The organism is Clostridium oceanicum (genome assembly GCF_039521385.1).
Taxonomy (GTDB): Bacteria; Bacillota; Clostridia; order Clostridiales; family Clostridiaceae; genus Clostridium_F; species Clostridium_F oceanicum.
In genome coordinates this window covers 192,492-204,466 of sequence record NZ_BAAACG010000003.1, presented here as the reverse complement: position 1 = coordinate 204,466, position 11,975 = coordinate 192,492, and the positions used below count along the sequence as shown (strand labels likewise).

Genomic DNA, 11,975 nt, shown 5'->3' with positions numbered 1-11,975 from the left:
TTTAGTTATTTGTTAAAGTGTAGGATGGTGAAAATAGTGGATACTATAAAGGGAGAAAGAAAACTTTTAAGATATACTTATTTATTATGTATAGTCTGTTTTTTGAATTTAGCTATACTAAAGCAACCCTTTGATAAAGGTGCTATGGTTATGGCAGCAGTAACATGTTTACTTATTGGATATTCTTATTTTATAATAAGAAGATTTTTTCCTGATGGAGACAAATATATATTTATATTTTCTAGTACTTTATCAGTTATAGGTATTGTTATGTTATATAGAATAGATGTATCAACTTCTATAAAACAAATAATATGGTTTGCTATAGGAGTTACAGCTTATATTTTAATAGTAGTATTATTGCCAGATTTAAAAAGATTCTCTAAATATAGATATATATATTTAGCATTTACTATTTTATTTATGGCCATGGGTACACTATTTGGAAAAGAATTATATGGTGCTAAAAACTGGGTTAGTATAGCTGGATTTAGATTTCAACCCTCAGAGCTTGGTAAGCTATTTTTAGTTGCATATTTAGCATCAGCTTTAAAAGATTATGATAATAAATTTATCAAATTAATAGAACCTGCCATAGTTGTTATGGTGTGTTTAGGATTCATGGTATTACAAAGAGATTTAGGATCTGCCTTAATATTTTTTGGTATATCTATTACAATTCTTTATATTGCTACTTCTAAATTAAAATATATTTTAACATGTTTAGGATTATTTTCAGGAGGAGCATTCATATCATATAAGCTTTTTGATCACGTTAAGACAAGAGTTCTTATATGGAAAGATCCTTGGCCTTATGCTAGTGGTAAAAGTTATCAAATAGTTCAATCTATGTTTTCTATAGCAACAGGAGGAATATCTGGTACAGGACTTGGACTTGGACATCCAGAATATGTTCCAGTAAAAACTACAGATTTTATATTTGCTGTAATATGCGAAGAATTAGGTATACTTATGGGATTTGCTATAGTAATACTATATTTTCTTTTATTTTATAGAGGCATGAGAGCGGCAATTTATGCAGATGATAACTTTTCAAGATTATTAGCAGTAGGGTTTAGTGGAATGATAGCTTGTCAAGTACTTGTTATAGTTGGTGGTGTTATGAATATGATTCCACTTACAGGAATAACCCTTCCTTTAGTTAGTTATGGAGGAAGTTCCATGTTAAGCATATTTTTTGCACTAGGAGTACTTCAAAAGATATCAGAAGAAGGTAGGTAATATTATGAAGAATAATTTTTCAAATAATACAAAAAAAGTATTAATGGTTTTTCTAGTATGCTTTATAGGACTTATATCTTACATAACCTACTTTGAGTTTGTAGTAGGACCTAAAATCGTAAATGATGATCATAACAGAAGATTATGGGTTAAAAGAAATGAAGTATTAAGAGGAACTATATACGATAAAAATATGAAGCCTTTAACTAAAAGTGAAAGAGTAAACAGTGAATTTCAAAAAAGAGAATATACAGGCGGAGATATGTTTGCCCACGCTTTAGGGTATGTAAATATAAAATATGGTATAACAGGATTAGAAAAAAAATATGATGAACAATTAATGCATACCGATGTAAAAGATACATTGTTAAATTTCTTAAAAACTAAAGGTAAAGTAGAAAATAAGGTAGGACATAATTTAAAAACTACATTAAGTTATAACGTACAAAAGAAAGCTTATGATCTTTTAGGAAATAGAAAAGGTGCAGTTGTAGCGTTAAATCCTAAGACAGGGGATATTATAGCTATGGTATCAAAACCATCCTTTGATCCTAATAGATTAGATGAAATATGGGCAGATATTAATAAAGATAAAAGTATACCGCTTTTAAATAGAGCCACTGCCGGATTATATCCACCAGGATCTACCTTTAAAGCCGTTACGGCTGTGAGTGCTTTAGAAAATATACCTAATGTTAGAAATAAAGGATTTGAAGATAACGGAAGTCTAGAATTAGGGGGAGGATATACTCTTCATAATTTTGCGGGAGAAGCATTAGGTAGTACTAATTTTCAGCAAGCATTTGTACATTCTAGTAATGTAATATTTGGAGGACTTGGAGTAGAGCTTGGAAATTCTAAACTTAAAGAAACAGCAGAAAAATTTTATTTCAATAAAAACATACCAATGGATGGAGTTATAGGAGAAAAAAGTAGATTTCCAACACTAAAAAGCTATGAAAAAGGAAACATGGCACAAACTGCTATAGGTCAAGGATCTGTTTTAGCAAGTCCTATGCAAATGGCAGTAGTTACTGCAACTATAGCTAACAACGGAACTATGATGAAACCACGTATAGTAAATGAAATATTAGATAGTAAAGGGAAAACTATAAATAAAATAGAACCAGTATCTAATGGTGATGTTATAAGTTCAAATAGTGCACAAACTGTGAAAGAGTATATGAGAGAAGTTGTAAAAACAGGAACAGGACGTAATGCTAGTGTAGAAGGAATAGAAGTTTGTGGTAAAACCGGAACAGCAGATCATGCAGGAACAGAAAAGGGTGAAGCTCCTCATTCTTGGTTTATAGGATTTGCTCCTTATAATGACCCAAAAGTAGCTGTAGCAGTTATAGTAGAAAAAGGTGGTCAAGGAGGACTTCAATCAGCTAATATTGCAGGACAAGTGATACAAGAGAGCTTAAGAAATTAAGATTAAATATATAATATGACTTAGTATAATAAAAGGGGGGAACAATTTAAACCTATGAAAATATCAGACATAACTAGTGAAATAAATGGACACATGGTCCAATTTAATGCTTTAGTTAGTGATAAAAGAACTAACTATAAGAAAGATGGAAGTCCCTATATATTATTAATACTACAAGATGACACTGGATCTATTGCTTTTCCTATTTGGGATAATTATGATTACATGAATGGTATGTTAAAACCTAATTCTGTTATAGCAGTAAAAGGTGTAGCTGCTACTTTTAACGGAAACATGCAAATAAGAAACCCAGTATTAAAGCCTTGTCCGGGAGAAATAAATTATTCTGAGTTTGTTCCAGAATATGAAATACCAGAAGAATTATTTGATTATTTTAATGATGTTATAAATAATCTAGAAGAAAAGTATAAAAAAATAGCTATAGCAGCTACTGGAGCTATGGGATATAGTGAAAAAAGATGGAAAGATTTTATTACTTGTGTAGCTGCTGAAAAGTTTCATGGCAATAAACGAGGCGGATTATTTTTACATACTGTAGGAGTAATGAAAACTATGGAAGGCATAATAAATAATTATGTTAATAATCCATTTTACATGAGTGCTAAAGATGTAATAAATAAAGATAGACTAATGCTTAAGGCTATTGTTCATGATGTTATGAAGATAAAAGAGTATGACTTCAATGGCATAATAAGAAGAAAAACTATAAAATTAGATCATTTAGTTATGGGTGCCGCTTATTTAAATCAGATAAATGAAGAAGTGGGAAGTATTCTTTCAGAAGAAGATATGGATGATATATGTTATTCAATATTATCTCATCATGGAGAATATGGTAATTTTGAGCCTAAGACTATAGAAGATATATTGCTAAATGCAGCTGATATAATAGATAGTCAAGTAGTAAATGCCATAGAAAACAAAATATAAAATTTATCCTAATGTAAAAGCTATGAATGTAAGGTCTATCCTATATTCATAACTTTTATTTTTTATTGTTAATGAATTAATAAATTTATTAGGTTAAAAGTAAGTGATAGTTTGTTTATATATATGCCTTTCCTTTATAAAGTATATTTATATAGGTATATGAAAATAAACAAACTATTTAAATGTAGGTAAGTTTTTAATTACAATTTAATAAAATAAGGATAATGAGTTTTAAAACCTTATAAAATACAACATATTCTACTAAATTTCCTCTAAGTTTTGAGCAAATGATAAAAAAGTATATTTTGATGATATAATATATACAATAAAGTAGATGATTAAATATTAGACCATTGAGGAGATAATAATATGAAAGGTAGAACTCATGCAGGTGTAGGTGTAGCTTTATTTTTATTTTTATATAATAAATTACCAGCAAGGTTTGATTATTTAGGCCTGCTAATAGTATTTTTAGCATCTTTATTACCGGATATAGACCACCCTAAAAGCATATTTAATAAATATATACTTATATTTAAAAATAAAACTACTAAATTAGCTTTTTACAGTGTAAGTGGTATATTAGTATTGTGGTATGATTATTTATATACTCATAATCCAGGATTTAAAGCAGTTGGAATATTACTGATTATAGTAGCAATATCTTCTCATAGAAATGGATTTACACATAGTTTATTTGGAATGATTGTTTTTTCATTTGTAGCAGGATATATAGGTAATATGTACAATATTCACTATATAGTATATTATTTTATGATAGGATATGGGTCACATCTACTTTGTGATATGGCAACTAATAGAGGGGTGCCACTTTTATACCCTTTTAATAAAAAGAAGGTTAAATTTCCTATAACTTATAAAACTAATTCTAAAATTGGAGGAGTAATTGAGAATATTCTAATTACTATAATTTTAGTATTTACAATATATAGATTACCATCAATTTTTCCTAAATAATAGGAGTGATTAAGTGTTTGATTTTAAATATCAATTAAAAATTTTACCAGATAAACCTGGAGTATATTTGATGAAAAATAATCTAGGTGAAATAATTTATGTAGGAAAAGCTAAAATTTTAAAAAATAGAGTTAGGCAATATTTTAGAAAATCAGTTAACCATTCTAAGAAAGTTGAATCTATGGTTGAAAAGATAAGTGAATTTGAATATATAGTTACAGATTCAGAAATGGAAGCTTTAATACTAGAATGTAACTTAATAAAAAAATACAGACCTAAGTATAATATATTATTAAAAGATGATAAGCAATATCCTTTTATAAAGGTGACTATTAATGAAGATTTTCCAAGAATAATATCTACAAGAAAAGTGATTAAAGATGGAAGTAAGTATTTTGGACCCTATGTAGATGGATATTCAGTTAGAGATATATTAGAAATGATTCAAAAAACTTTTCCCATAAGGAGATGCAGAAAGGTTATAAAAGAAAATGAAAACAAATATGATAGACCTTGTCTTAACTATCATATAAAAAGATGCAAAGCTCCCTGTGTTTCTAATATAACAAAAGAAGAATATAGAAAAATAATAGATGATGTTATAAAACTTTTGTCTGGAAAATCTTACGACATTACAAGTAAACTTAAGAAAGAAATGAAAGAAGCTTCAGAAAACTTACAGTTTGAAAAAGCAGGAGAATATAGAGATAAATTATTATTAATAGATAAAATATCAGAAAAGCAAAAAATTATATTAAATAATTTTGAAAATGATGATTACATAGCTTTAGCTAGAGATGAAAAAGATAGTTGCATACAAATATTTTTTGTTAGAAATGGTAAAATAATTGGTAGAGAACATTTTATAATACAAGATACTTTTGATATGAAAGAAGAGCATATCATTAATAATTTTATAAAAGAATTTTATGGGGGAGTAGCTTTTATTCCTCATAATATTTTTGTGACCAATATAGAAGAATGTGATCTTTTAGAAAAATGGCTAAGTTCAAAAAAACAAAGGAAAGTTTCTATTAAAATTCCTGTTAAGGGAGAAAAGAAGAAAATATTAGATTTAGTAGAAAAAAATGCAGAAACTACTTTAAATAATTTTAAAATAAAGTATTTAAGGGATAATAAAAAACATATAGATATATTGAATACTATTAAAGATATATTGAAATTAGATGAAGTACCTAAAAGAATAGAAGCCTATGACATATCTAATATACAAGGATTTGATTCTGTAGGAAGTATGATAGTTTTTGAAAAAGGGATTCCTAAAAAAAGTGATTACAGAAGATTTAAAATAAAAACAGTAAAAGGATCTAATGACTATAAAAGTATGGAAGAGATTCTAACTAGAAGATTTAAACATGGATTAGAAGAAATTAAATCTATACAAGAGAGAAATTTAAATTTAAGTGCTGGAAAGTTTTGTGTTTTTCCTGATTTAATATTAATGGATGGTGGAAAAGGTCAAGTTAATATAGCATTAGAAGTTTTATCGAAATTTGATATACATATACCAGTTTGTGGAATGGTAAAAGATGACAAGCATAGAACAAGAGGACTTATATACGATAATGAAGAATTATCTATTACAGATAGAGAGTTAATAAAATTTATTACAAGAGTACAGGATGAAGTACATAGGTTTGCTATAAGTTATCATAGAAGCTTAAGAGGAAGAAAATCTATTCATTCTATATTAGATGATATACCAAATATAGGTGATAAAAGAAGAAAACAGTTGCTTATGAAATTTGGAGGAATAGAGAATATAAAAAAAGCTAGTTTTGACGATCTTATGAAAGTTCCTTCTATAGATAAAAAAGCGGCTAATAGTATTTTGGATTTTTTTAGTATGTAATTACATTCAAATAAACAATTAGTTATTTGAAGATGTTTTGTGAATTGTTTTTTCTTGAAACTACTGATAACACCTTATTATAACAACTTAAATTATTGTATTTAAGAAGAGATTTGATAAGTTTTATTTATTAGTTACTTTCAATGTAATAGAATTTTAACCTTATTATAGTAAAATAAGCATATAATTGATATAAGGATAAACAAGGAGGAAAAAATATGAAATACGTTGTTGATACACATACCCATACTATAGTTAGTGGCCATGCCTATACTACTTTTTTAGAAAATGTAGAACAAGCATCTAAGATTGGTTTGAAAGTTCTTGGAACTACAGATCATGGTCCTAAAATGCCTGGGGGACCTCATATATTTCATTTTGGAAATTTTAAAGTTTTACCTAGAAAGTTAAAAGGTGTTACATTGCTTCATGGTTGTGAAGCTAATATTATAGATTTTAAAGGAATGCTTGATATACCAGATTTTATACAAGAAAAAATGGATGTTATAATAGCAAGTTTGCATGATGTATGTATAAGACCAGGTAGTAGAGAAAAAAATACAGAAGCTTTGCTTAATGCTATGGAAAATCCAAATGTTGATATACTTGGACATATTGGAAATAGATCTTTTCCTATAATTGAAGAAGAAGTAGTAAAAAAAGCTAAGGAAAAAAATAAAATAATAGAAATAAATAATGGATCTTTTAAATCTAGAGTAGGAAGTGAAATCACTTGTGAAAAGGTAGCGAAATTATGTAAAGAATATAAAGTTAAGGTTATATTATCTACTGATTCACATATATGTTACCAAATAGGTAATTTTGATTTGGCTCAGAAAATATTAGATAAGGTTCATATGCCAGAAGAGCTAATAATGAACACAGATGAAAACAAAATCTTAAAATATCTAAAATCAAAAGGAAAGTTAAAGGATATAAATCTTGATTAACAATTGAGCATACATTATACTAAGATATGTACTAAAGTTAGTAATATAAAGTTCAAGGAGAATAATTTATGAATCAATATAAAAAATTTAAAGAAGAATTTGAGAGTATCGTTGGAAAATCAAACATTTTTATAGATGAGCCTATGAAGAAACATATTTCTTTTAAAGTTGGAGGACCAGCTGATTTATTAGTAATTCCTACTGAAATAGATCAAGTAAAAAAATGTATTAGTATATGCAAAGAAAATTGTATACCTTACTACATTATAGGAAATGGTTCTAACTTGCTTGTAAGAGATGGTGGCATAAGAGGTGCCGTTATAAAATTATGTAAATTGAATTCTATAACTGTAGAAGGAGATAGTATAACAGTAGGAGGGGGAGCCTCTTTAACTAATGTTTCAAACGTAGCCTTAAAGAATAACTTAGGAGGATTTGAATTTGCTTGTGGTATTCCAGGTAGTGTTGGAGGAGCTGTAACTATGAATGCAGGTGCCTACAATGGAGAAGTGGCACAAGTTATTGAAAGTGCTAAAGTTATTGATAAACAAGGGAATATTAAAGTATTAGATAAGAATCATTTAGAATTAGGTTATAGAATGAGTGCAATACAAAAATATGGATATATAGTTTTAGAAGTTGTTTTTAGATTACATAATGAACAATATGACCATATAAAGGATAGAATAGTTAATTTAAATAGAAGAAGAAGAGAAAAACAACCTTTAGAATATCCTTCAGCAGGAAGTACATTTAAAAGACCACAAGGATATTTTGCAGCAAAGCTTATAGAAGATACAGGACTAAAGGGAGTATCTGTTGGTGGAGCACAAGTTTCAGAAAAACATTCAGGGTTTATAGTTAATAGAGAAAATGCAACAGCAAAGGATATACTAAATCTTATAGACGTTGTTCAAAGCAAAGTTAAAAATAAATTTGGCGTAGATCTTCATACAGAGGTTAGGATAATAGGTGAAGAAAAATAACTTTTCTTCACTTAATTTATAAATGAAGGGAGGATAGCTTAAGTTATATAAAATAGCTTGAGCGATCAAATGGGGTATAGTATTAGAGAAGAAGTATTAGGCATGGACATTTATAAGGCAGGAAAGCCAATAAGTGAGGTTAAGAGAGAATTACAACTTAAGAAAGTAATCAAATTAGCTTCAAATGAAAATCCTTTAGGATGCTCTCCTAAAGTAAAAGAGGTTTTAAGTGATCTTGTAGAGCATACTAATTTATATCCAGATGCATCAAATCATGAACTTAAAGGGGAAATAAGTAAAAAATTTAATGTTGATATGGATGAAATATTTTGTGGAACAGGATCAGATTCTTTAATTAAAGTTATATGTAATACACTATTAAACCCAGGAGATGAATGTATTATGGGTGAAGTAACATTTTCACGTTATATGCATTCAACACAACTTATGGGAGGAAAATCTGTTATAATTCCTATGAAAGATAATGCATTAGATATAGAAAAAATGGTGGATAGTATAACAGACAAAACTAAAATAATATGGTTTTGCAATCCTAATAATCCTACAGGTACTATTTTTACTAAAGACCAATTTGAAAAAGTAATAGATAAAATACCTTCTAATGTAGTTATTATTATGGATGAAGCTTATATTGAATATGTAACTAGTAAAGATTTTCCAGATTCTTTAGAACTTAGAAAAAAATATCCTAATATAGTAATATTAAGAACTTTTTCTAAAGCTTATGGACTTGCAGGATTAAGATGTGGTTTTGGAATAGGGGATAAGGAATTAGTTAAATATTTTAATACTGTTATAGGACCTTTTGATGTAAATTTATTTGCACAAAGAGCTGCTACAGCAGCATTAAAAGATACTAAGTTTATAGATGAAGTTAGAAAAGTAAATATAGAAGGAAAAAAATATATATGTAAAGAGTTTGAGGCTATGGGACTTAAATATGTTCCAACTGAAACTAACTTTATAATGGTTAACATAGAAAGAGAAGATAAAGAAGTATTTGATAGTTTGCTGAGAAAAGGTGTAATAATAAGACCAGGTTCTTTATTAGGAATGCCAAAGTGGCTTAGAGTTACTATTGGAAGTATGGAACAAAATAAAGTATTTATAGAAGAACTTAAAAATTGTTTAAAATAAATTAATTTTAAAATAGGAGAGTCATATAAAATATGACTCTCCTATTTTAATTAGAGTTAGTATTTTTTCACTGTATCTTTTTAGTTTATTGTTAAATATGTATATGATATAATTGTATAGAAATAATACTATATATTATTAATCGTAATTTTATATTTTAAATTTATGGAGGTAAAAAATGAGGTTTGTTATAGTTACAGGTTTATCAGGAGCAGGCAAAACTCAAGCTATAAGAAGCTTGGAGGATTTAGGCTTCTTTTGTGTAGATAATCTTCCTCCTACGTTAATACCTAAGTTTGCTGAAGCTTGTTATAAAACAGAAGGTAAGATTCAAAAGATTGCTTTAGTTATAGATATAAGGGGAGGAAAGTTTTTCGACGACTTGTTTGAAAGCTTAAATTATTTAAAGAAAGAAAGTTATAAATATGAAATATTATTTTTAGATGCTTCAGATGAGGTTCTTATAAAAAGGTTTAAAGAATCTAGAAGGAAACATCCTCTTTCACCAGCAGGGAGAGTATTAAATGGTATTTCAGAAGAAAGAAATAGGTTAAGAGAAGTAAAAGACAGATCAGATAATATAGTAGATACGTCTACTTTGTCTACTAGGGAACTTAGAGGTGTTATAAATAAAATCTATGGAGAAGAAGGTCAAGTTGAAACTCAGCTTATGATTACAGTTGTATCCTTTGGATTTAAATATGGAATACCTTTAGATTCAGATTTAGTTTTTGACGTTAGATTTTTACCAAATCCTTATTACATTCCTCATTTAAAGAAACATTCAGGACAAGATGATTTAATCAAAGATTATGTTATGAGTTTTGATGTTAGTAAAAATTTCGTAGAAAAATTAGAAGATATGTTAAAATTTCTAATTCCTAATTATATAAAAGAGGGTAAAAGACAGCTTATAATATCTATAGGATGTACAGGAGGAAGACATCGTTCTGTATCTATTGCTAACACCATTTATGAAAGACTTAAAGAAAAAGATTTTAAAGTTAATATAGATCACAGAGATATTAATGAAGATGTAAGTAAAAAAGGTGGTAAAAAGCTATGAAGCTCATGGATTGGCTCAGACCAGGGATAAAAGTTAAGCGTTGGGTACTTTTGGCAGTTATGGGGATATTACTGATAGTTTTTGGCATGTTAGAATTTGTTAGAAATAAATTCTACAGTAATTATTATATTGCTTTTTATGTTTTCCTTATACTATCAGGAATATTTGTATTATATGTATCTGTAACGCAAGGAATGAAGGCTATCATAGCGCTTATAAATAAAGGGTATTTGAGCCTTTCATTAGATTCTAAAAAATTGGAAAACCTTATATATGAAAAAAGATTATTAGTAAAAGGTCCTAAGATAGTAGCTATAGGTGGTGGAACTGGACTATCTACAATGCTTAGAGGATTAAAATATTATACATCTAATATTACAGCTATAGTAACTGTTGCAGATGATGGAGGTGGATCTGGAGATCTAAGAGAAGATTTAGGTATGCTTCCACCGGGAGATATAAGAAACTGTATATTAGCTTTGTCAGATACAGAACCTTTAATGCAAGACTTACTTCAGCACAGGTTTAAAGATGGAAGGCTTAAGAATCAAAGTTTTGGTAATTTATTTCTTGCAGCTATGGATGGAATATCTAATAATTTTGAAGAAGCAGTTCAAAAGGTAAGTTCTGTTTTAGCAGTTACAGGTAAAGTAGTTCCTGTAACTTTAGAAAATATAGTTTTAAAAGCTAAGCTTAAAAATGGAAGCATAGTGGAAGGTGAATCTAATATACCTTATAGAGCATTAAAAGATAAAAGTAAAATAGATAAAGTTTTTATAGAACCTAAGGATGCAAAAGCACTCCAAGAAGCAGTAGATGCTATATTAGAAGCTGATGCTGTAATTTTAGGACCAGGAAGTTTGTATACTAGTGTAATACCTAATTTATTATTAAAAGATATAAATGAATCATTAATAAAAAGTAAAGCATTAAAAATATATATATCAAATATAATGACTCAACCAGGAGAAACAGATAACTTTTCAGTTTCAGACCATATAAAAGCAATATTTAAGCACTGTGGTGGAAAAGTACTAGATTATGTAATTGTTAATATGGGAAAAATAGATAAAGAATTAGAAGAAAAATATAATAAAAAATATTCTGATTTAGTAAAAGTAGATGAAGAAAAGGTTAATAAACTAGGAGTTAATGTTATTGGAGGAGATTTTATGAAAATAAAAAATAATCTTGTAAGACATAACTCTGAGAAATTAGCATCTATATTAATAGAAACAATTATGGATAAAAAGTTATTATATGATAGAAAGAAAATTATAGAATACTTCTACCTATCTGAAAGGTTAAAGGAAAATAAGAATAAATAGGAGCAAAG

General features: G+C 27.9%; 10 protein-coding genes. All 10 read left to right on the top strand.

Translation table 11 applies throughout. The features are described from left to right. Positions 1 to 24: 24 nt before the first annotated feature. On the top strand, positions 25 to 1,242 hold the full coding sequence (locus ABDZ71_RS02620; protein ID WP_425544683.1) for an FtsW/RodA/SpoVE family cell cycle protein: 1,218 nt from the start codon (positions 25 to 27) through the stop codon (positions 1,240 to 1,242). Positions 1,243 to 1,246: 4 nt separating this feature from the next. Beyond that, the gene (locus tag ABDZ71_RS02615; RefSeq protein WP_343758565.1) at positions 1,247 to 2,677 is read left to right on the top strand and encodes a peptidoglycan D,D-transpeptidase FtsI family protein; all 1,431 of its coding nucleotides are present in this window, start codon (positions 1,247 to 1,249) and stop codon (positions 2,675 to 2,677) included. A gap of 54 nt (positions 2,678 to 2,731) precedes the next feature. After that, complete coding sequence (locus tag ABDZ71_RS02610) at positions 2,732 to 3,628, top strand: HD domain-containing protein (RefSeq protein ID WP_343758563.1); 897 nt, start codon at positions 2,732 to 2,734, stop codon at positions 3,626 to 3,628. A 369-nt stretch (positions 3,629 to 3,997) separates the two neighbouring features. Then, entirely contained in the window at positions 3,998 to 4,606 is a 609-nt protein-coding gene (locus ABDZ71_RS02605) for a metal-dependent hydrolase (protein WP_343758561.1), read from the top strand. 13 nt (positions 4,607 to 4,619) lie between these two features. Then, the gene (uvrC, locus tag ABDZ71_RS02600) at positions 4,620 to 6,479 is read left to right on the top strand and encodes an excinuclease ABC subunit UvrC (RefSeq protein ID WP_343758559.1); all 1,860 of its coding nucleotides are present in this window, start codon (positions 4,620 to 4,622) and stop codon (positions 6,477 to 6,479) included. Between the two features lie 218 nt (positions 6,480 to 6,697). Further along, positions 6,698 to 7,429 (top strand): phosphatase, encoded by a 732-nt coding sequence (locus ABDZ71_RS02595; RefSeq protein WP_343758557.1) that lies wholly within the window; start codon positions 6,698 to 6,700, stop codon positions 7,427 to 7,429. Positions 7,430 to 7,497: 68 nt separating this feature from the next. Beyond that, on the top strand, positions 7,498 to 8,415 hold the full coding sequence (murB, locus tag ABDZ71_RS02590; protein ID WP_343758555.1) for a UDP-N-acetylmuramate dehydrogenase: 918 nt from the start codon (positions 7,498 to 7,500) through the stop codon (positions 8,413 to 8,415). 69 nt (positions 8,416 to 8,484) lie between these two features. Next, positions 8,485 to 9,573 carry a histidinol-phosphate transaminase gene (gene hisC, locus ABDZ71_RS02585; protein ID WP_343758553.1) on the top strand — a complete coding sequence of 363 codons (1,089 nt, stop codon included), beginning with the start codon at positions 8,485 to 8,487 and terminating at the stop codon, positions 9,571 to 9,573. Positions 9,574 to 9,751: 178 nt separating this feature from the next. Then, positions 9,752 to 10,639 carry an RNase adapter RapZ gene (gene rapZ, locus ABDZ71_RS02580; protein WP_343758552.1) on the top strand — a complete coding sequence of 296 codons (888 nt, stop codon included), beginning with the start codon at positions 9,752 to 9,754 and terminating at the stop codon, positions 10,637 to 10,639. Beyond that, positions 10,636 to 11,967 (top strand): gluconeogenesis factor YvcK family protein, encoded by a 1,332-nt coding sequence (locus ABDZ71_RS02575; RefSeq protein ID WP_343758550.1) that lies wholly within the window; start codon positions 10,636 to 10,638, stop codon positions 11,965 to 11,967. The genes rapZ and ABDZ71_RS02575 overlap by 4 nt, the downstream gene beginning before the upstream one ends. The last annotated feature ends 8 nt before the right edge of the window (positions 11,968 to 11,975 follow it).

What these genes read in the sequence shown, in the direction of transcription:
- ABDZ71_RS02620 (WP_425544683.1), top strand. Translation starts at nt 25, where the DNA reads ATGGTGAAAATAGTGGATACTATAAAGGGAGAAAGAAAACTTTTAAGA.
- rapZ (WP_343758552.1), top strand. Translation starts at nt 9,752, where the DNA reads ATGAGGTTTGTTATAGTTACAGGTTTATCAGGAGCAGGCAAAACTCAA.
- ABDZ71_RS02615 (WP_343758565.1), top strand. Translation starts at nt 1,247, where the DNA reads ATGAAGAATAATTTTTCAAATAATACAAAAAAAGTATTAATGGTTTTT.
- murB (WP_343758555.1), top strand. Translation starts at nt 7,498, where the DNA reads ATGAATCAATATAAAAAATTTAAAGAAGAATTTGAGAGTATCGTTGGA.
- hisC (WP_343758553.1), top strand. Translation starts at nt 8,485, where the DNA reads ATGGGGTATAGTATTAGAGAAGAAGTATTAGGCATGGACATTTATAAG.
- ABDZ71_RS02595 (WP_343758557.1), top strand. Translation starts at nt 6,698, where the DNA reads ATGAAATACGTTGTTGATACACATACCCATACTATAGTTAGTGGCCAT.
- ABDZ71_RS02605 (WP_343758561.1), top strand. Translation starts at nt 3,998, where the DNA reads ATGAAAGGTAGAACTCATGCAGGTGTAGGTGTAGCTTTATTTTTATTT.
- ABDZ71_RS02575 (WP_343758550.1), top strand. Translation starts at nt 10,636, where the DNA reads ATGAAGCTCATGGATTGGCTCAGACCAGGGATAAAAGTTAAGCGTTGG.
- ABDZ71_RS02610 (WP_343758563.1), top strand. Translation starts at nt 2,732, where the DNA reads ATGAAAATATCAGACATAACTAGTGAAATAAATGGACACATGGTCCAA.